The following is a 20276-nucleotide window of genomic DNA, read 5'->3' as shown; positions in this document are numbered from 1 at the left end:
ATTTTTATATAACCTCTTCTAATGGGAAAACGAACAGGTGATAAAGGAAATGTCATCCACAGCTACTGTAGCTACTACTCCAGAAGGTATTCCAGTTATAATATTAAAGGAAGGCTCAAGTAGGACTTATGGAAAAGAAGCCCTTAGAATTAACATTGCAGCAGTAAAAGCTGTAGAAGAAGCGCTTAAGACAACATACGGACCAAGAGGAATGGATAAGATGCTGGTAGATAGCCTTGGAGATATAACAATTACAAACGATGGAGCTACAATTTTAGATAAGATGGATTTACAGCACCCAGCAGCTAAACTTTTAGTTCAAATAGCTAAAGGGCAAGACGAGGAAACAGCTGACGGTACAAAGACAGCTGTGATTTTTTCAGGAGAATTAGTTAAGAAAGCAGAAGAACTATTATACAAAGAAATACACCCTACCATAATTGTAAGCGGATTTAAGAAAGCAGAAGAACAAGCACTAAAAACAATCCAAGAGATAGCCACAAATATATCTATAAATGATACAGACGTGTTAAGAAAGGTAGCTATGACATCCTTATACAGCAAAGCAGTAGCAGGAGCCAGAGAATATTTATCAGACATTGTAGTGAAAGCCGTCACACAAGTAGCAGAATTAAGAGGTAATAAGTGGTACGTTGATTTAGATAATATACAGATTGTTAAGAAACACGGTGGCAGTATTAACGATACTCAAATAGTATATGGTATAGTGGTCGATAAAGAAGTAGTACACCCTGGTATGCCAAAGAGAATAGAAAATGCTAAGATTGCATTGCTTGATGCTTCATTAGAAGTAGAGAAACCTGAACTTGATGCAGAAATTAGAATAAATGATCCTACCCAAATGCAAAAGTTCCTTGAGGAAGAGGAAAACTTACTAAGGGAGAAGGTCGAAAAGATCGCACAAACTGGTGCTAATGTCGTTATATGCCAGAAGGGTATTGATGAAGTAGCTCAACACTATTTAGCCAAAAAAGGAATCCTAGCTGTAAGGAGGGCAAAGAAGAGTGATCTTGAAAAGCTAGCAAGAGCTACAGGCGGTAGAGTAGTCTCTAATATAGATGAATTAACGGCCCAAGATTTAGGTTATGCTGCATTGGTAGAGGAAAGGAAAGTAGGAGAAGATAAAATGGTATTTGTAGAAGGCGCAAAGAATCCAAAGGCTGTAAGTATATTAATTAGAGGAGGTCTGGAGAGAGTAGTTGACGAGACAGAGAGAGCACTAAGAGATGCATTAGGTACTGTAGCAGATGTGATAAGAGATGGTAGGGCTGTAGCAGGTGGAGGAGCAGTCGAAATTGAAATAGCTAAAAGACTGAGGAAGTATGCACCACAAGTAGGAGGAAAGGAGCAATTAGCAATTGAAGCATATGCTAACGCATTAGAAAGTTTAGTTATGATACTAATTGAAAACGGTGGATATGACCCAATAGACCTTATAGTAAAGTTAAGAAGTGCTCATGAAAATGAGGCAAATAAGTGGGTAGGAATTAACGTATACACTGGACAGATAGAAGATATGTGGAAATTAGGAGTAATAGAACCTGCACTAGTTAAGATGAATGCAATAAAAGCAGCTACGGAAGCATCAACACTTATACTTAGGATTGATGACTTGATATCTGCAGGTAAGAAGAGCGAAAGCAAAGGAGGAGAAAAGGGAGGAGAAAATAAGCCCTCAGAAGAAGACTAACCAATTTTTTTAATTTTTACTAACATATTTTTTCGTATATTCGGAGAAATGAAAATAGCCTCACCTAAGTCTAATTTATCTAATACATTATATAGTTCTTTATCAAGACCTATGGAATCAGAAATTATTTTTTTATCTAAATTAGACTTAATTGAATGAATTATTTTTATGCTAGTATTTTTCATGACCTCTGGATCTAAACTAGATGGAGACTGTGAAATAATACAAAGGCCAATGTTAAACTTTCTTATTTCTTGCAGTGCTCTTTTGAGAATTTCATTATTGCCATTAAAATAGTTTTGAGCCTCTTCTACTATTATTACAGTCTTTCTATTAGGATCCTTTAGTCTTTGATAATATTCAAATAAAAATTTCATGATGTACAGTGAATAAAGTCGACGCAGCTTAATATTGTATATAGAACTTAGATCTATTATATTTCCTCCTATTAACCTTTCTCCTAAATCAATAAAAGAATATCCTCCATCTATCGAGAAGAGCCTTCTACCTTGTGGAGTGGTCAAGATATAAAGCTTTCTACCTAATGCAAACTTAATATCCCTTATCATATAAGATTCTGAGTTGATAGCTTCAAGGATTAATTTAAGCGACGTCGAGTCAAGCCTTCTTATCCTCTTCAATTGTTCTAAAACTAAATACATGAGGAAAGTCTGTGGCTCGGTTAACTCTAAAGCATCCTTAGTTATTTCAATAATATCTTCCGTATCTTGTTCTTCATACGCAATGGGATTTAAAGGTATAATAGAGTCCTTTCCGTAGTACTTAAAATCCGGTAAATAATTCTTGTATTCACCATGCCAATCTAAAACTATAACATTAAATCCCTTCTTAAATAATTCTCTAGCTATAACTGAAGCCGTATTAGTCTTTCCGCTACCGGTAGCACCAAAAATTGCGATATGCTTAAAGACATCAGATGATATAAATCCTACTGGTATCTGATAGTTATCTACAGTAGTTCCTATTTGGACGTCAAAATTATAATCTAGGAATTCTGTCTGTTCTATCCCGAATTTCTTATAAAAAATGTAGCCTCCGAATAATACCCCTCCCATAACTTTAGGAAAAGGCAAAAATAAATCATTATTTATGGCTACTGCTTCTAAAGAAACATGAGGAGCTATGCTTTCTATTATATTCTTTAAATTTATAGTATTTATGATGAATTCTTCCTCATTAAATTCCTTATCCACTTCTTGGTAAAATATAAATCCACTACCTGGTAATGGGTCTAAAGTGGTTAAAATAGCTACTTTTACTTTACGATCTTTTTGCCTTTTTATAATATCTACAGCTTGGGCTATCTCTTTCGTATAGTCTACTTGTTGTCCCGACCCTTCTTTTCCTACTATTTTAAAGGAAATATAAACGAATTCTTTAGAGTTATATTTAATCCTATTAATTGAACCCTTTAATTCTGATGTAACCATTATATCTTTTACTTTCTGATAAATATTCAGTCTACTAAATAAAAATGCAAAAAAGGCAAATATAATAATCACTATTAGAACCTCGTACATTGAAAAGCTAAGTAAATGGAGAGATGAAACTAAGAGTAAGAATCCTATTACCATAAGAAATAGTGAGAATACTCTACTATTCATAATTAAATACTATAAAAATTAAGAGAGCCACTCCATCGAATGTATTGCATTCTTAGACAACGCTATTCTGTCCTCATTTGTAAGTCCCTTCTGATAGAGTATAAGATTGTCTTGATCATTATTACAACATACGATTTGATATAGGGCTTCTGCTTTCTCATTTTCTAGTCTTGCTCTGGAAGTTGCATCTTTAATATTTTTTTCATGAGTCAAAAGAAGGAGGAATAAAAGGGATGGGGATTTAAACTTTTTGTTTATTTTATCTTTTGTAAGTAAGTAATGAAATAACTCGCATGCATGAATTATTTCTATATCAGGTGGTATATAGGATAAAACTTGAGATACACACTTACCATCATATCCTATTAATGACTTAAAATCTATTGAAGAGTTAATTATTTTAAAAACTTTAATTATTATCCTAACCACCATGATTTATAGGGATAATTTCTATTAAATCGTTATCCTTAATTACGTGGTTCTTGAGAAGTCTATAGTCTTTCCCGTTTACCAGTATTATATATCCAGATTTTATATTACCTACTTTATTATCATAGATTATATTCTTATTATTATCTATTTTCTTTATTATTTCTTGGATCGTATATTCCCCATCGTAAGTGATTTTTTCAAACCCGTAAGTCGTTACCAGAGGGCCCCTCAGAACTACAGTCAGGGGCATTTCTATTCTTCACTTTCCTCTTCTATTACTTCCTCTTTACTTGCTTGCTCTTTGCTTAGTTTAGCGTACCTAGTCAAATACCCAGCTATCCTGTTTTTCACTTTCTTAGATTGTACATCTACGTAAGCGTCGACTAATTTCTTGTTAGAAGAAAAATCTGGGCTAACTTGGTCTTTAAACTTTTCATATAATTCTTTTGCTACTCTTTTTATATCCTTGGTATAAACATTTCCCATTATTATTACCTCCAAATAAATACTGAATAGGAAAGAAAAAGTTAATCTTGTGACTCCCCTGCAGATTTGCCCTTCGTATAAACGCTTTCTTTTGTTTTATACATATCAGATTCCTTCTTAAACCTTGGTTTAAGTTTCTCTTGGATTAGAGGTAATGTTGTGTACTCCATCTCCGTCGGTTCTAATCTGTGAGGCATAAATGGACCATGCCTTCTCATATAATCGGCTATAACACTGGCTAGTCTTCTTGATTCATCAAAGGCAGGATCATCAAATAAGTCGCTTGGACCTACTAACTTTCCGTTTTTCACGTTAAAACCTAATCCTATTAACCTTGGCGGTCCATCGAACCTGGTAGCCCTAGCATCCCTTTGAGATACTGGCATTAAAGGCCCATAATGGCTACCTCTCATCCAACCTGGTACAAGATGTGGAAAAGTAAAGGCTTCTAATGCCTCTCCGAGTGCTGGTAAGCCGTGTTGTAATCTCACTATTGTAACGGGATCATCTTTTCCTACATATTTTCCTGCGATCAAATTTAATCTTTCTATTGCTACTACTGAAGCTAATAGGTTATCGTCATTTCTATATATTCTCCTTATTACGTATCTAGCTGGTGTTCCAATTAATGCTAATAAATCATATAACTCTTGAGGTGCAGTTAAAGTTACAGCTTCTCCTTCATAAACGTCTAATACTTCAAACTTAAATCCGTTATGCATCGTAGGATCTATTACTAATCCTGGAGTATTGAAAGGATCTGCAAACATCTTATAAAGAGGTAAGTTAAATGCACCAGGCTCTGTTTTATCTGCCATGAATATTGCTATTGGTTCTGAAACTCTTTCTTCAATTTCCATCTCTGCAACTCCTGGTCCTAATCCTCTTACGTTACCTGAGAAAGAATCGGATAATAAGTCCTGACCAGCTGCATATAATCCTAAATCTCTTGCTACTTCAGCTGCTTTTTTAAAGGCATTCCATGCAGTTTCATGAACTTTGGGATCTAGTTCACCTCTATTATGAGTCATTATTAGCTGTAAATCATCGCCAACATGAGTTATATAATAGTCAATTAGAACCCCTTGTGCTTTGGCTTCAGCCAATACCTTACTAGCAGCAGCCATAGTGTCAGGATGTACTACGTGATGTCCAGCTAAGCTACCTATATCAGCTTTTATAACACTTATAGTAGTTTTCATCAAGCCTAAATACTTAAACAATATAAAAAATTTTACGTATTACTTTCCTCTCTAACTATTTTCATAGAATAATATTCATTATTTTCTTTCTGAATTCTATCTAAATAACTCCCAGGCTTATTCACCCTTGGCCTCCCGCTATCCATATCTCTTCTGAACGTTATTCCTAATTCCTTAAGAAACTCGTTCATTCCTGAACTTAAACTTTGAGGTTTCTTAGCATAGCCCTTTAACCCAGGGGCACCAGTGAAAACCATTACTCTATCTGCAATATAATCGTGTAAAGCTAAATCATGATCTACCATAAATGTTACACTCTTTCTCTCTCTAGTTACCCTCTTTATCGCTTTTGCCACGATATAACGTTCTTCTACATCTAAATACGATGAAGGTTCGTCTATAACATATACGTCTGCTTCTTTCGCTAATGATGCAGTGACGTATAATTTTTGTAATTCTCCTCCGCTTAAGTCTATTACTTTAGACTCTAAAATTCTATGTAAATTAAGTCTTTTTACAACTTCTTCAAAAAACCAATTAGAGCTCGATAAAACGTCCTTCCTTACGCTTTCTAGGAACTCTTGGACTGTCCCATCATAATTAGGTGCTATTCTTTGAGGCTTATATGATAGGGATAAACCTTCTGTCAAAACCTGCCCCTCATCAGGTTTTATTTCCGAGACTAAAATTCTCATAAATGTTGTTTTTCCTATTCCGTTAGGCCCTACAATACCAATTACTTCTCCTTCTCTAGCATAACCCTCTTCAACTTCTAGGCTAAATCCATCTAATTTCTTAGAGAGTCCGGTCCATATAACCTTAGGTTGAGCATTGGCCGTTAAATCAAGATCTGTAAGTTCTTTTAAATTAAACTTAATCTCATCTGATCTAATTTGCATATTTTCAGCGGGTAAATATCCCTTGAGAAAGTTATTAATACCAACCCTACTAGTATACGTTTTTGATACACGTCCATAAACAGAACTCTTACCATAAATTATATTTATTAAGTCGGTGAGATAATCTAATACAATTAAATCATGCTCAACCACAACGACGTATTTCCCTTTAGTTAGTTCTCTTATAGAATTAGCCATATTTATCCTTTCCCTAATATCTAGATATGATGAAGGTTCATCGAATAGATAAACGTCTGCTTCTCTGAGGAGTGCAGCCGCAACTAGAAGTTTTTGTAATTCTCCTCCACTCAAATATCTGACATCTTTTGTCCACATAGGAGAAAGATTTAATAAGGATTTAACCTCGTCTATTTTACCCCTATCGTCTACCTTAGTTAATAGCTCGTTTACCGTTCCTTTTAGGAATTTACTAGCATATTCAACGTACTGAATTTTATGAATAATTTTTAACTTCCCACTGTATAATAAACTAAAGTAATCATACAGCTCTTTACCCTTAAATCGATCTAGTACTTGTTCTTTTGTTAGTTTAGCTTGTGGATCACCAAAATTAGGCACGAGCTCTCCGCTTAAAATACGTAGTATTGTAGATTTACCTGTACTATTTTTTCCCAAAAGGCCGATTACATATCCTCTTTTAGGAGTAATTATTCCAAACAATTTAAAACCATTAACCTTATATCTATGGATTTCTTCTTCTCCGAATTCATCTGGTAAATTAACTATATCTATAGCTCCAAAAGGACACTTTTTAATACATATTCCGCATCCGATACATGTTTCCTCGTAAATAACTGGTTTTCCTTTTACTATATCCGATAGCTCTATGGCTTTGCTTCCTGATTTATTTATTGGACAAAATGCCACGCATTCTATATTACATTTATCGGGCTTACAGTAATCATAATTTAAAACAGCTACTCGCAAAGAAGTTCCCCGCATAAACTTAGATTAGAACAATAAAAAATTATGAAAATCTTACCACTCTTCCTCTTCCCAGTCTTCCTCTTCCTCCCAATCCTCTTCCTCATCAAATTCGTCAAAATCTTCCTCCCAATCCTCTTCAAATACCAATCTATTCACCAAATCATCAGACTTACAATACCCTTAAAAAATTACCTATTTGCTTCAAGAGCGGAGTGATTCAAGTATCTTATACAAGTTTATTACTAAACGCCTTTTCGATTGCCTTTTGTTTCAATAAAATGATAACTTAACGGTTTAATTATAAACTTGAGTAATATTAATTTATGAAAAAGTGAGCAGGAAGGATAATAAGGAGATAATTTCAACCATGTAGAATACTTTACATGCACTAAGTTATTTATACACATGGTCATCCTAATTCAGGAAATGATATTATAATTCGTAATGAGCATATGAGCGACACCAAGTTTACATGTTATCAGCTATTGTAAATTCTATTGTGAAGAAGGTTAGTATGTACTCCGCTTCAACTTATTAACTTCATCTTAATAATACTATCTGGGCCCGTAGCTTAGCCAGGATAGAGCGCTGGCCTCCGGATCTGATAGAGAAAGCCAGAGGTCCCGGGTTCAAATCCCGGCGGGCCCGTTATTTTTGATAATAAAGTAAATAATGGACAAGCTTCTGCTTAGCTAATACATCTAAGTTATCTCTATTATATTCTAAAAATATAGGCTTTGTGAGATGTCTATACTTTCTAGATTGATATTGAATATTTGTAATTAATCCTCTAGTTATTTCTTTCTTCTGTTTTTCCCCGTGAAACTTATATCCACATTTTTTACACCTAAAACCTTTATCTCTACCTATAGATTCCGTAGAACCATTACACTTTGGACATCTAGGATTAGAAAAAGTATAGGCATCTAAACTTAATATAGTCATATTCTCTGCCTCTAGTATCCTTCCATATATCGAGGAAGGTTTTAAAGAACCGGTAACGATAATTTCATCCCCTTGCTTCAACAATTTAGACGCTTCATTTAACTCCCCGGTTTCCTTGTAGAAGATTATTGCTTCCTGATCTTCGCTGATCACGACCACATCACCTCCACGTAGGATTTTTACAGTTGCCACCTTAATCAAGGATCTGAACGTCTGATAGTACGTGCCTTTTTCGCCTATAATATGGTCATCTGTACCTTGGTTTGTTTTGAATATCATAGCTCCGTTAATTCTGTTCAGAACCTTAATTTCCTCTAATGCTGATGCAAGGACGTAAGGATCCGTACCTCTAACTCCGTATAGTACAGGGTCGTTTCCATGGGATATAATTTGAACTTCCTTTTTCACATAGTCATAATTCGAAAACACATACGGAAAGTGCCGTTCATCGAACTTAATTACTGTTTCCTCATCAACTTGTCTAGATTCACTATCATTCTTATATGTAAGCAATTCATAAGTAAACCCTTTTTTATCTGGATTAAATCCTAAAGACGCTATACTACCTATTATCCCTCGTTCTCCCCTTGTAATTATCCCGTATTTCTCGGAAACTTTTTTAGCTAAATCTAACGGGATTATGTCTCTTACTGCCTTCTCATAGAAACTTTCAAGCTTTGATAAATTACTTAAATAGGTTATCGCTATTCCAGGTTTTCTGTTAAACTTAGTATAATTAGATACATATTCTACGTATTCAAGTGACTTCTGCCATACTATTTCAGCTAATTCTGATATCTCTATATTAGCCCTTATTGTTAACCTAACGCTAGCATTTCCTCTAGTTTTCCAAGGGATATTGGGGTTTAACCTAACAAGATAGGGAAAATCCGTAAAAACAACGTTATATTTTTCTTTTAAATATCTCATTAGAAGAACGGAAAAATGAGTAGTGCATCCAGCAATAGGAGAGTCATGATCATCAATGCCTATTATTATTTCTTCACTATACTCTTCCCTTCTACTACTATCATCGTTAATGTCGATCTCACCTTAGGAAGTTTTCTTACGGTGTTAGTAACAAAATCTTTTAATTTATCTAACGAGTCAGCTTCTACTTTGGCTACAATATCATATACCCCGTAGACCACATGAACTTCTGTTATTTCTTTCATATTTTTTAATTTATCAAATACTTCTTCTTCTCCTCCGGCGTCTGTGTTAATGAGAACTATCGCAGATGCCAATTTTAAACCCAAGAAGGTTTATTAGAAATAAAGTTATAATAACTTTATGACAATTAATGAACATATTCATTATAGATTATAACCAAGATGACCCTAAGAAATGCACAGGTAAAAAATTAATACGCTTAGGTTTAGCTAAGTTAACTAGAACGGAAAAAGGGATAGTGCTGAACCCTTATTCCAATATTACTCTCTCAATAGATGATAAGGAAATAGCCTTGAGAAACGGTATTACGGCTATTGACGCATCTTGGAATATTATTTCACAAAATTCCTTGGCAAAAAGGAATAACCATAGAAGGTTACCAATTTTGTTTGCTGGAAATCCAACGCATTATGCTATAGCATATAAACTTTCTACACTTGAGGCTCTTGCTGCATCATTATATATCTTAGACGAGGTTAAGGAAGCTATAAAATTACTGAATACCATAAAATGGGGACATACTTTCTTAGAACTGAACAGAGAACTTTTAGAGTCATATAGAGGTAAGAAGGAAAAAGAGATACTTGAAATAGAGAAAGAAATATTAGATAAAATTCTAAGGGAGCCTACCAATAACCCGGCTTCTGTACATAGAGGGAATCTGACTTAGCGTCAAGAGGAGGATTAGATCCCCTACTCATCTCCTCCTCTACTTGCTCCAAGGAGGTCAGCCGTTTCAACCAGCATAATGGATCTCGCCACCTTAACCCAGTCTCCCAGATTAAGGTTTGGCTCATTTTCATTTTCCATTATGCTGGTCCGTTTCTGTTCTGTTGCCAAGGGCACTACCCTTGTCTTATACGACTCCTTTAGGGATCGGGAGGCCGGAGTTTCCTCAGGGTATATTACCCCGTATCCCCCTGGTAGGCTCCCGATCAAGTTATACAGGTGGGGGAATTAAAACTGATGCTAATATGACCCCAGCTATTATCACAATAGATATAATAATCAATACAGTTGGGGATACTTTTACTTTCTCTTTCTCCTCTTCATAATACCTAATTAGACCGGCCATGGACACTAAAGGCACAGTTTCTTTCTTTCTTTTCTTACTGGAAGGCATATTAGCTTCTCCTCATACTCTTAATCCCTTTTATAATTTTTAAGGCTTTCTCAGAGTCTTGTTCAATTATATTTCCAGTAACTATTATGTCAGCACCGGCATTAGCTAGTAATTTACCGCTTTCTTCATCTCTTATTCCTCCGCCTACAATAACTATAGCACCATTAACATTATTCTTGACTACTTTAACTGCTATAGGGTCTACTGTTTTTGGAGCTCCTGAACCAGCTTCTAAATAAATATACTCCATACCCATATACCGTGCCATAAGAGAATAAGCTAGTATTAACTCTACGTTATCATAAGGTATTACCCTAGCCTTCCCAACATGTGCAGCTGTACCCCCGTGCCCTATTATCAGATAGGCTGTAGGTAAAACTTCTAAGCCTAATTTCTTTATTATAGGAGCTGCTACTAATTGTGCACCGACAACATAATATAAATCGTCTGAATTTAATAATGACATAAACAAAATAGCATCTGCTTTACTAGAAATTAAGTTCACGTTACTGGGAAAAATAATAGTTGGCAATCCGAATTCTTCCAAAGTAGATATAATCCTATCCAATTTTTCTTGAGATACTCCTAGAGTACCTCCTATCAAAAACCCGTCGGTCCCAGCCTCAACCAGTTTCTTCCCTATAGTATAGACCTGACTTTCATCAACCTTATCTGGGTCAAATAATGAAAGATGTATAACTTTACCTTCATCAACTAATTCCCTAATGTAATTCTTCACTTTCCCCTTCATTCTCATCTTCTTTCTTCTCCTCATTATTACTTGTTGAGATTTCAATCTTTCCCTCATAATATAAATCTATGAATTTACCATACGCATTTGCTTGGTCATAGACAGGCGGAACTTCAAATTCAGCTTGTAGACCGCAACTACCACACCTAACTTTAGCTTTTCCATCCTTAATCGTAATACTAAGTGCAACCTTTCCACATCTAGGACATTCAAATATATCAGGTATTTTTGGTTTTGGCCTTTGAAGCAGTAGCTTTCTTTTTTTCCTTCTTCCTCCCACTCTTACTCTCACCACCTATTCTTATCCTAATTCCAGTATTAAATACTTCTACAAAAGTAACATATATTATACCCGCAATTAAAGTACCTAGCACTCCTAAATACGCTACCTCTAACGATGATATAGCCAAGACTTAAAACCTCATTTAGTAACTAGTTTTCTTAGTATAAATGACTTATCCATAGTATAGATCTCAAATATCAGCTCCCTAAGTGTTGTAAAATCCACCACTATGTTTCTAATTTTATCTTTAGCTAATGCTAATTGTAATGCTTGTAGATGATAACACCTTGAAGTAGGTCTAGTTAAACGATCTATATTACGTTTCTTGGGTCGTAGAAGCACTCTATAATAAAAATCCGGACATGAGCAATAGTTTTCTGACATTATATAATCCTTGTTTTTACCTAGAAATACATATATACTAAAAGTAGAATCTGATAGTATAACTCGGATTATCCTATTCTCTACTAAAGCTGCCTCCTTAGCTTTAATAGTAAAATAGCTCACGTTATGAAATACTATCCCAGTATAAATATATAAACATATAAACTATCTTAATCCACACCTTTTAATTCTCTGCGTAAGGAGAATAAAGTGGACCGGCCGGGATTTGAACCCGGGACCTCTCGGAGTTTGGCTCAGTGATGCCAACCGAGCACTCTTCCAGGCTGAGCTACCGGCCCATTATGTAGATAACAAAAAACAATAATTAAAACTTTCTTTCCTTTATCCGTGTATTCTTGACTGAAACTTTTATGTATATCATCACAGGCACCCCTCTGTTTCCACTGGACACAACTTATACTTTATTAAATTAGGACAAAATTAGTAAAATAAATTATAATTATACAAAAGGTAATTTTAAGGACAAGTACAAGTCAAATGATAACCTGTATTAATTGGTCTTCATATTTCCAGTGGAAATAGAGGGGGAGGCAATATTCATAATACACTGAGTTTCCAGTGGAAATAGAGGGGTGTTAAACTGGGGAGTCAAAGGTTAAAAGATGTTTTTGTGAATATGAAAAATTAAATGAGCGACATTATCGATGAGGTCTTATCGACACTAGGACGAGGTAAGATCTTTAGGGCACGGGAACTGTTATTACCTGATTACGTCCCGGAAACGTTACCACATAGAGAAAATCAAATACGTAAAATAGTCGAGATATTAGCTCCTTTAGCCAGGTCGGAAAAACCGAGTAATATATTTATTTATGGGTTAACGGGTACAGGTAAAACTGCTGTAACTAAGTTTGTCCTAAAAAACCTGTATAAGAGGTTCTCATCTAATTTTATTTATATTTATGTCAATACTAGGCAAAGTGATACCCCATATAGGATACTAGCTGACATATTAGAAAGTTTAAACAGTAAGGTTCCTTTTACAGGCTTATCTACAGCTGAATTATTCAGACGGTTAATAAGAAAATTAAACGAGGTTAATCCAATTGTTATAATAGTCTTGGACGAAATAGACGCAATGGTAAAAAAACATGGTGATGATATACTATATAGATTTACTAGGGCTAATAATGAATTAAATAAGAGTAAAATATCACTAATCGGAATCACAAACGATGTTAAATTTGTTGAAACGTTAGATCCAAGAGTTAAGAGCAGTTTAGGAGAGGAAGAAATAGTTTTTCCTCCTTACAACGCAGAAGAACTAGAGGATATATTAAAACAGAGAGCTAAGTTAGCCCTTAATGAGAATGCGATTAAGGATGATGTAATAAAGCTATGTGCAGCTTTAGCTGCCAGGGATCATGGGGACGCTAGAAGGGCTCTGGATTTATTAAGGGTAGCGGGAGAGATAGCTGAACGAGAAGGGAAAGATCAGATAACTACTTCGGATGTAGAGAAGGCTAGAGTCGAAATAGAAAGAGACAGGGTTTATGAAATTTTGTCAACTCTCCCATTTCATTCGAAGCTAGTTTTAATTGCTATTTTAAAGGGTTTAAGGGATAAGTCCACATTAACGACTGGCGAGGTGTATGAGGCATACTTGAAGCTTGCTAATAAAATGGGTGTTGAAAGTGTTACTCAACGTAGAGTGAGCGATATTTTAAATGAACTTGATATGGTCGGGATTATAACTGCTAAAGTAGTAAATAGGGGGAGATACGGTAAGACTAAAGAGATCAGTCTTGCCGTTAGTGAAGATATAATTCTTAAAGCTATAGTTGAAAGTGATGAAAGAATTGCTAGTATGTGGAATTGATGACGGGTATTTTCCGTTAGCTTTCAAGGGTAAGAAAGGAAGTACAATTTTGTTATCAGCTAAATACAATAAGTCTAAACTTAGTTCCGTTAATTTTGACAGAATCTTGGTAGATGGTAATGATGCCACAGCAATAATACTTCGAATAGTGGATGAATGTGATATTGTCTTAACTGATGGAGTCACGTTCGGTGGATTTAATTACATAGATCCGCAAGAATTACAGACTAACGGTATTCACTATATCATATTTTATTCTCAAATACCTGAGATTAATGAAGTAGAAAGGGCTTTAACTAAATATTTCAGTGATGACGAGAAGAGGGTAAATATAATCTTGCAAGTAATGAGGAACTTGGTAAAACTACCTACAAAGAAAGGAGAAGTGTATGTTAAGGCAAATATACCTGAAAGTGACGTAATTAAGGTGGTTAGCTACTATCAATTCTATGCAAAGCAACCTGAGCCTTTAAGGTCAGCTCACATAATAGCAAGCAGTCTATCAAGATTTCTCATAAATAAAAAGCTATTGACATAACTCAGTTTCTTGTAATGTTTTGGACAGTTTTATTCTTTCCTCTCTTTCTTTTAGTCTCTCTTCGAATATCATTTTTTCTTTATCAGTAGCAGGTGTTATTTTTTGAATAGGCTTAGGTTTAGCGTTCTCATCAATTGCTACGAAAGAAAATACGGTTCTCGTGACTAACCTCTTTTCACCTGTATAATGGTTTATTGCAAAGACCTTAGCACCTACATCAAGAGAAGTAGTCCCAGTATACTCAATTGCACCTTGAATTTCTAAAATATCACCTATTCTAACTGGAGATAAGAAGTTTGCAGCACCAGCACTTCCAGTGAACACATTACCTTTGCTATATAGTTTTGCTACTATAGCTAAGGCCTCGTCTAGCATTGTGTACATTTTACCTGCGTATAGAATACCATTTCCGAATCCATGTTCAGGGTATATAGTCCTTATGTAACTCCTCCCAAATGACATATTTGGTAAGAGGTCTTCTTGGTCTAACATATCTTTTCTCTTCTTTTCTATCCTTTTTTCTCTTCTTTTATTAGCTTCATCATCGGAACCTATCTTTACGGGTAATTTTCTAGGTCTTCCATTTTCATCTACTGCTACGTAAGTGGTTAATCCTAGTGCACCTAGTTCTTCTTTATCCTCTCTTTTTATACACGCTTTCACTTTAATTTCTACTGAACTTTCCCACCCTGCAGTTACCTCAGCGACTACTCTTACTACATCACCTACTCTAGCGGGTTTGAATAAATATAGATAATCTACCGATGCTAATAAATAATTTCCGCGACTTACATTAGACATTAAGAGCCCACTAGTATCGATTAACCAATTCATATATATTCCGCCGTGTAAACTTCCAAAATGATTAGCATGCCACGGGAAAACATTATAATAGGTTTCAAGCCTATACATATTACGTACCCCAAATTCTTACTGTAGCCTATATATTTAAGGATTAAGATAAGCCAGCGATAGACCTGAGTCTTTCATCACCCTTAATTTCATGTATATAATTTGAAACCTCAGTAGGTACTAGTTTTTCCCACTCATTATTATTCTCTATCATCAATCTTCTTATATAGGTAGAATTGTAAATTTTTCTATCATAGGGTGGGGGTTCTAATATTTCATATTTAGCTTCTTTAAACAACCTTAATACGAGAGGATTTCTGCTGATTATTAGATCAAAATTGGGAGAAAAGGATTTAACATGGTATACCCAGACGCTATTCATCAGAATATCGGGTATAGGTATAAAATAGATGGTAGATAGGTCAATATTATTACCTTCTAACGTCCTTCTTATCATTTCTATCCTTTCTCCAGCAGTAAACGGGTTTGAAAGAGTGTGGCTTTCTTGAGCGCTTCCTATAACGATGATTAATTCATCTACTCTTTCCAACGCCCATTTAATAACCTGGAAATGACCTAGATGGAATGGTTGGAATCTGCCTGGATAGAGACCTCTACGCAGATCTCATCACCTTCTCTCAATCCGAGAATATTAAATGCACTCCCCTTATTAATACCGATCTCAATAAACGAGTAACCGTTTTTATATACTAGTATTTCCTGTGATTTACTTTCCCCAAATGTCCTAACCTGGTGCACGTCTATTTCTTTTCCTTTAAATAGCAGTTTACCCCTCTTGCCTAAAGACAAGTCGTTATCTATTCTTATTGATGTGGCTATGTTCCCGAAATGATCTACATAAATGACTTTACCGCAGGCTTTAATTTTATCGTCTGATAATTCCTCCAAGCTATAGTCAAATGAAAGCTTTACTAAATCTGTAATTTTCTCCCCAAATGTTTCTAGGTCTACATTTAAGGAAAGCAGTGTAGCACTAATTGCAAAAATATCTCTACCGTGAAAAGTATTTGATATCTTCTTAGATAAGTATACTCTAGGATTAGTAATTGCTATTATTTCCTTTATTCCGTCTTCGTTAGATGCCGGGTACAAAACTCCATTATCAGGTCCCACAAAGAAGTAATTATTAGTCTTAATAATTATAGGTTTTCTGGATGTACCTACACCGGGGTCTATTACTGTGAGGAATATCGTTCCTTTCTTAAAGTATCTATACGAAGTATATAGGAGATAAGCCCCACCGTATATACTAAATTCTCTAGCGTTAGGTGTTATATACGTTATCTCTACTTCCGGGTTATTTCGTTTTATTACGGCTTCCATTACTCCGTTATAGTTATCGGATATACCAAAGTCAGTTAGGATTGCTATCTGCTTTCTCATTTTTCTCCACCAATAGTTCTAAGTATGATTTCAGAGTTTGTTCTCCTTTTATTTGGTTTTCTCTAATAAATGACGATACAAAGTCTAACAGTTCTTTCTCGTCTACGTCAATTCCTTCTATTTCTAAGAAGTTGCCTAAACCTTTGACATTATCCAAGGATATAGTATAAGAGCTTACTTTGAAATTCCACCTAGTTTTTTCTAATTCTATTACTTTTTTGAATCCTAATTTTTGTAATATTGTGTCCATATCTTCTAAACTGGAGACCTGAACATTTATCTCAAGTCTTGATTTACTTTGGGACGAGAGTTTAGGTCCTTTATATGTAAGCTCTATTCTATTGTTATTTTTCCTTATCCTCAAGGCTTCATCAGTAAATCTGAAATCTCTAACTGGGCTATTATAGTATATATCTTTTTGATTCTCTTCATTAATAAATGTATACTTGCTTTTAAATTCCGTTAAAAGTGTTTCTAACGACGGACTAAATAATTTTATTTTTACTTCCCTTTCTATGTGTGTCATCAGGAAATGAATGTAGAGGAGTATATTAAAAAGTATGATAGACTTTTTGATGTCTCACCTTCTTTTAAGGCTAAGCAATTTGCCGAAAAATATAATTTTCTAGACTATATGATAGAAAGATATATCCATATGTTTCAGGGAGAACTAGAGGACTTTTTATATCATTGCAGTATTCCTTTAGTGAAAAGTATACGATGTAATGACCTGTTAATTAACTGTGAAAAATTGACAGAAAGGATGCGAAATAAAGGTTTCGAATTGCAAAAAGTGGACTGGTTACTCCATGGTTATCGAGTGGTAACTGTTCCTAAGTCTCCATCTTTAGGGGCTACATTAGAGTATTTATCAGGGTTTTATTATATTCAGGGATTAGCCTCGATGGTTCCTCCGTATGTGTTATCACCTAACGAGAATGATGTAGTCTTAGATATGGCTGCTTCACCGGGGAGTAAAACTACTCAGATATCACAACTAATGGGAAATAAAGGTCTAATCTTAGCTGTAGAAAAATCTAGGGAGAGGATTAAAACCTTGTTGTCCAACATTAATAGAATGAAGGCAAAAAATGTAATATTACTTAGGACAGACTCAAAGAATTTAGTTAATTCTTCGCTAAAATTTTCTAAGATCTTGTTAGATGCTCCTTGTAGTGGAGAAGGCCTGATACCTGAAGATCCCAGTAGGAAAACAAAAACTACTATATCAGATTTAAGGAGATTCTTTGTAGAGCAGCTACTAATGGTTAATTCGGCTTATCAACTCTTGGACGATGGAGGCACTTTAGTGTACTCTACTTGTAGTATTGCACCAGAAGAAGACGAAGCTGTAGTTAATTTTGCAATAGAGGAACTAGGAATGGAAGTAGAGAAGATAGAAGGTTATCCTGCTGATGACGGAATAGAAGAATTTATGCAGGTGAAGTTTAATCCTGAAGTTAAGAAATGCATAAGATTTTATCCTCACAAGTCATATACTGAGGGATTTTTCGTTTGCAAACTAAGAAAAAAATAGAATATAAGAAAATTTCACTTAACGAGTTCCTTCATATCGTTTCATCGCTATTAAAAGAATATAACTGTATCGAGGACATTTTTTCTTATTTATTTCAGGATAAATTATTATTTGAATTTATTTCTGCCTTTATTCAAATTGAAGTTATAGATAAAAATAGTAAGGTTGATGAGATTCTAAATAAATTAAAGCAGATCAACTTATATCCTTATTCTATTGGGGAGCCTATAATAAAAATTAAAAAAGGTAAGGTCTATCCTTTATTACCTATAGCGGATTACCTTAGATTAGCTTGTAAAAATAAAATTTATCTAAAAGATAGAAAAGTAATAGAGAAATTAACTTATGGAAAAAATGCTACCTTAGGTATTAACGATATTCTAGCCTCAGAAAAATTAATAGATAAAGGCAAATATTTAATATATGATATTGACGATATTTTCATATGCTTTTCAATGATTAAATTAAAGAACGAACGTGTAGAGATAATACCTGATTTAGATATAGGATGGTATTTAAGAGAGGGGAAATAATGTTTATTAGTATCAGTTAGAAGTGTATAGTTTAGATTTTACATTTCGGTGGTGTAATATATGTCAACGAATGGTGATGGAAAGAAGGTAAAGAGCCTTTCAGACTTACCTGGAGTAGGGCAAAGTATTCTTAATAAACTAGTTGAAGCTGGGTATTCTACTCTAGAATCGGTAGCCGTAGCATCTCCACAAGATCTAAGCGTAGCTGCGGGCATACCTCAAACTACTGCACAAAGAATAATAAAAGAAGCAAGAGATGCGCTTGACATTAGGTTCAAGACTGCACTAGAAGTTAAAAAGGAGAGAATGAATACAAAGAAAATTACTACAAGTAGTCAGGCTCTAGATGGATTATTGGGAGGAGGAATAGAAACAAGAACAATGACAGAATTTTTTGGTGAATTCGGTTCAGGTAAAACCCAGTTATGCCACCAGTTAAGTGTTAATGTACAGCTTCCGCCAGAAAAAGGTGGTTTGAATGGTAAAGCTGTTTATATTGATACTGAAGGTACATTTAGATGGGAAAGAATTGAAGCTATGTCAAAATCAGTAGGTCTTGATCCAGACACTGCTATGAATAACATTTACTATATGAGGGCTATAAACTCCGATCACCAGATGGCGATAGTTGAGGATTTACAAGAGTTGATTGTAAAGGATCCAGCGATCAAACTAGTAATAGTGGACTCAGTTACGTCTCATTTTAGGGCTGAATACCCTGGCAGAGAGAACTTAGCAGTTAGACAACAGAAAATGAACAAGCACTTGCATCAATTGGTCAGGTTAGCTGAAATGTATGATTTAGCTACTATAATAACTAACCAAGTAATGGCAAGACCTGATATGTTTTACGGAGATCCAACAGTAGCTGTAGGTGGCCATACACTTTATCACGTCCCGGGCATAAGAATTCAGATTAAGAAAAGTAGGGGGAATAAGAGAATCGCGAGGGTTGTAGACGCTCCGCACTTGCCAGAAGGAGAGGTAGTGTTTGCGATAACAGAAGAAGGCGTAAGGGATGCCGAAGAGTGATAAAGTAAAAAGAGATTTAATTTTATTCTATGTTCTTATTAGTTAGGTAATTATGGACGTATTGTGGGCTCCTTGGAGGTCAAAATATATTTTAGAAGCTTCTAAAAAGAAGGACGATACTTGTATTTTCTGCGAATTTCCTAAATCTAATAATGATAAAGGGCATTTAATTGTATTTAGGGCTAAGTATAATTTTGTAATACTTAACGCATATCCATATAACCCAGGGCATATAATGGTAGTTCCGTATAGGCATGTGAGTAGTTTAGAACTATTATCAGAAGAAGAGTCATCTGAGATGTTTTTTATAATAAAGAGATCATTAAAAGTGTTAAGAAAAGTATATTCACCAGATGGGTTTAACATAGGGGCTAACATAGGCAGAGTAGCGGGTGCTGGTATTGATCAACACGTACATGTGCATATAGTTCCTAGATGGAATGGAGACGCTAATTTTATGCCGGTTATAGGTAACATAAAAGTACTTCCTGAACTCTTAGAAGATACGTATAATAAGTTATATGTTGAATTTAATAGTAAGGATGAGGCCTTCGATCTCTGAACAATGATGATGGCAG

General features: G+C 34.9%; 24 protein-coding genes, 2 tRNA genes, 1 other RNA gene and 1 pseudogene. 9 read left to right on the top strand and 19 right to left on the bottom strand.

From position 1 onward, the window contains the following. Nucleotides 1-49: 49 nt before the first annotated feature. Nucleotides 50-1711, top strand: a complete 1662-nt coding sequence (gene thsB / locus KN1_RS09255; RefSeq protein WP_221290650.1) for a thermosome subunit beta — start codon at nt 50-52, stop codon at nt 1709-1711. Here thsB and KN1_RS09250 read toward each other — a convergent pair. The 6 genes from KN1_RS09250 to KN1_RS09225 are packed head-to-tail and all read right to left on the bottom strand — an operon-like array spanning nt 1708 to nt 7318. Beyond that, entirely contained in the window at nt 1708-3306 is a 1599-nt protein-coding gene (locus KN1_RS09250) for a DNA-translocating ATPase CedD (RefSeq protein WP_225905640.1), read from the bottom strand. The genes thsB and KN1_RS09250 overlap by 4 nt on opposite strands. Before the next feature lie 48 nt (nt 3307-3354). Then, complete coding sequence (locus tag KN1_RS09245) at nt 3355-3768, bottom strand: hypothetical protein (protein ID WP_221287277.1); 414 nt, start codon at nt 3766-3768, stop codon at nt 3355-3357. After that, a complete protein-coding gene (gene urm1, locus KN1_RS09240) occupies nt 3758-4018 on the bottom strand; it encodes a Urm1-like protein (RefSeq protein WP_221287276.1) in 261 nt (86 codons plus the stop codon). Before urm1 ends, KN1_RS09245 begins: the two co-directional genes overlap by 11 nt. 2 nt (nt 4019-4020) lie before the next feature. Further along, complete coding sequence (locus tag KN1_RS09235) at nt 4021-4254, bottom strand: 30S ribosomal protein S17e (RefSeq protein WP_221287275.1); 234 nt, start codon at nt 4252-4254, stop codon at nt 4021-4023. 41 nt (nt 4255-4295) lie between these two features. Next, nucleotides 4296-5456 carry a fructose-1,6-bisphosphate aldolase/phosphatase gene (fbp, locus tag KN1_RS09230; RefSeq protein ID WP_221287274.1) on the bottom strand — a complete coding sequence of 387 codons (1161 nt, stop codon included), beginning with the start codon at nt 5454-5456 and terminating at the stop codon, nt 4296-4298. A 32-nt stretch (nt 5457-5488) separates the two neighbouring features. After that, nucleotides 5489-7318 (bottom strand): ribosome biogenesis/translation initiation ATPase RLI, encoded by a 1830-nt coding sequence (locus tag KN1_RS09225; RefSeq protein WP_221287273.1) that lies wholly within the window; start codon nt 7316-7318, stop codon nt 5489-5491. Between the two features lie 545 nt (nt 7319-7863). Between KN1_RS09225 and KN1_RS09220 the strand changes: the two genes are divergently transcribed. Next, nucleotides 7864-7951 (top strand) — tRNA-Arg (locus tag KN1_RS09220). Here the strand turns inward: KN1_RS09220 and KN1_RS09215 are convergent. Continuing rightward, nucleotides 7952-9214, bottom strand: coding sequence for a TiaS agmantine-binding domain-containing protein (locus tag KN1_RS09215; protein ID WP_420857163.1), 1263 nt, complete (start codon nt 9212-9214; stop codon nt 7952-7954). Nucleotides 9215-9243: 29 nt separating this feature from the next. Continuing rightward, nucleotides 9244-9495 carry an Lrp/AsnC ligand binding domain-containing protein gene (locus tag KN1_RS09210; protein WP_221290648.1) on the bottom strand — a complete coding sequence of 84 codons (252 nt, stop codon included), beginning with the start codon at nt 9493-9495 and terminating at the stop codon, nt 9244-9246. Between the two features lie 56 nt (nt 9496-9551). Between KN1_RS09210 and KN1_RS09205 the strand changes: the two are divergent. Then, nucleotides 9552-10046 (top strand): annotated as a pseudogene (locus tag KN1_RS09205) (DUF367 family protein); the annotation flags it as partial. Here KN1_RS09205 and rnpB read toward each other — a convergent pair. The 7 genes from rnpB to KN1_RS09170 all read right to left on the bottom strand — a co-directional run bounded on the left by rnpB (nt 10042) and on the right by KN1_RS09170 (nt 12261). Then, an RNA gene (gene rnpB, locus KN1_RS09200) (RNase P RNA component) lies at nt 10042-10354 on the bottom strand. The pseudogene KN1_RS09205 and the gene rnpB sit on opposite strands and share 5 nt — an antisense overlap. Nucleotides 10355-10361: 7 nt before the next feature. Further along, on the bottom strand, nt 10362-10544 hold the full coding sequence (locus KN1_RS09195) for a preprotein translocase subunit Sec61beta (protein ID WP_221287271.1): 183 nt from the start codon (nt 10542-10544) through the stop codon (nt 10362-10364). A gap of 1 nt (nt 10545) precedes the next feature. Continuing rightward, nucleotides 10546-11301, bottom strand: a complete 756-nt coding sequence (locus tag KN1_RS09190) for a phosphoglycerol geranylgeranyltransferase (RefSeq protein ID WP_221287270.1) — start codon at nt 11299-11301, stop codon at nt 10546-10548. Further along, nucleotides 11267-11575 (bottom strand): transcription elongation factor, encoded by a 309-nt coding sequence (locus tag KN1_RS09185; protein ID WP_221287269.1) that lies wholly within the window; start codon nt 11573-11575, stop codon nt 11267-11269. The genes KN1_RS09190 and KN1_RS09185 overlap by 35 nt, the downstream gene beginning before the upstream one ends. After that, nucleotides 11514-11705, bottom strand: a complete 192-nt coding sequence (locus KN1_RS09180) for a hypothetical protein (protein WP_221290832.1) — start codon at nt 11703-11705, stop codon at nt 11514-11516. Before KN1_RS09180 ends, KN1_RS09185 begins: the two co-directional genes overlap by 62 nt. 11 nt (nt 11706-11716) lie before the next feature. Then, a complete protein-coding gene (locus KN1_RS09175; RefSeq protein WP_221287268.1) occupies nt 11717-12085 on the bottom strand; it encodes a hypothetical protein in 369 nt (122 codons plus the stop codon). 88 nt (nt 12086-12173) lie between these two features. Next, a tRNA-Ala gene (locus KN1_RS09170) sits at nt 12174-12261 on the bottom strand. Nucleotides 12262-12611: 350 nt separating this feature from the next. On the opposite strand from KN1_RS09170, the gene KN1_RS09165 reads away from it, so the two are divergent. Then, nucleotides 12612-13802, top strand: a complete 1191-nt coding sequence (locus tag KN1_RS09165; RefSeq protein WP_221287267.1) for a Cdc6/Cdc18 family protein — start codon at nt 12612-12614, stop codon at nt 13800-13802. Next, nucleotides 13774-14340: an endonuclease dU gene (locus tag KN1_RS09160; RefSeq protein WP_221287266.1), complete on the top strand. Its 567-nt coding sequence runs from the start codon at nt 13774-13776 to the stop codon at nt 14338-14340. The genes KN1_RS09165 and KN1_RS09160 overlap by 29 nt, the downstream gene beginning before the upstream one ends. Here the strand turns inward: KN1_RS09160 and KN1_RS09155 are convergent. From KN1_RS09155 to cyaB, 4 genes are read right to left on the bottom strand one after another with little or no spacing between them, the layout of a single operon-like run. Beyond that, nucleotides 14329-15252 carry an acyl-CoA thioesterase gene (locus tag KN1_RS09155; RefSeq protein ID WP_221287265.1) on the bottom strand — a complete coding sequence of 308 codons (924 nt, stop codon included), beginning with the start codon at nt 15250-15252 and terminating at the stop codon, nt 14329-14331. The two genes, KN1_RS09160 and KN1_RS09155, sit on opposite strands and share 12 nt — an antisense overlap. Before the next feature lie 43 nt (nt 15253-15295). After that, nucleotides 15296-15814 carry a nicotinamide-nucleotide adenylyltransferase gene (locus KN1_RS09150; RefSeq protein WP_221290647.1) on the bottom strand — a complete coding sequence of 173 codons (519 nt, stop codon included), beginning with the start codon at nt 15812-15814 and terminating at the stop codon, nt 15296-15298. Beyond that, on the bottom strand, nt 15769-16596 hold the full coding sequence (locus KN1_RS09145) for an SAM hydrolase/SAM-dependent halogenase family protein (RefSeq protein ID WP_221287264.1): 828 nt from the start codon (nt 16594-16596) through the stop codon (nt 15769-15771). Before KN1_RS09145 ends, KN1_RS09150 begins: the two co-directional genes overlap by 46 nt. Continuing rightward, nucleotides 16568-17122 (bottom strand): class IV adenylate cyclase, encoded by a 555-nt coding sequence (gene cyaB, locus KN1_RS09140; protein ID WP_221287263.1) that lies wholly within the window; start codon nt 17120-17122, stop codon nt 16568-16570. Before cyaB ends, KN1_RS09145 begins: the two co-directional genes overlap by 29 nt. 6 nt (nt 17123-17128) lie before the next feature. Between cyaB and KN1_RS09135 the strand changes: the two genes are divergently transcribed. Genes KN1_RS09135 through KN1_RS09120 form a run of 4 tightly spaced genes read left to right on the top strand, consistent with a single transcriptional unit; the run spans nt 17129 to nt 20260 of the window. Further along, complete coding sequence (locus KN1_RS09135; RefSeq protein WP_221287262.1) at nt 17129-18133, top strand: NOL1/NOP2/sun family putative RNA methylase; 1005 nt, start codon at nt 17129-17131, stop codon at nt 18131-18133. Beyond that, entirely contained in the window at nt 18112-18666 is a 555-nt protein-coding gene (locus tag KN1_RS09130; RefSeq protein ID WP_225905639.1) for a hypothetical protein, read from the top strand. Before KN1_RS09135 ends, KN1_RS09130 begins: the two co-directional genes overlap by 22 nt. Before the next feature lie 60 nt (nt 18667-18726). Further along, nucleotides 18727-19698, top strand: coding sequence for a DNA repair and recombination protein RadA (radA, locus tag KN1_RS09125; RefSeq protein WP_221287261.1), 972 nt, complete (start codon nt 18727-18729; stop codon nt 19696-19698). Between the two features lie 52 nt (nt 19699-19750). Continuing rightward, nucleotides 19751-20260 (top strand): HIT family protein, encoded by a 510-nt coding sequence (locus tag KN1_RS09120; RefSeq protein ID WP_221287260.1) that lies wholly within the window; start codon nt 19751-19753, stop codon nt 20258-20260. Nucleotides 20261-20276 lie beyond the last annotated feature (16 nt).

This window comes from Stygiolobus caldivivus, from assembly GCF_019704315.1.
Taxonomy (GTDB): domain Archaea; phylum Thermoproteota; class Thermoprotei_A; order Sulfolobales; family Sulfolobaceae; genus Stygiolobus; species Stygiolobus caldivivus.
The sequence above is the reverse complement of the archived record's forward strand: the minus strand, read 5'-3'. Positions and strand labels throughout refer to the sequence as shown.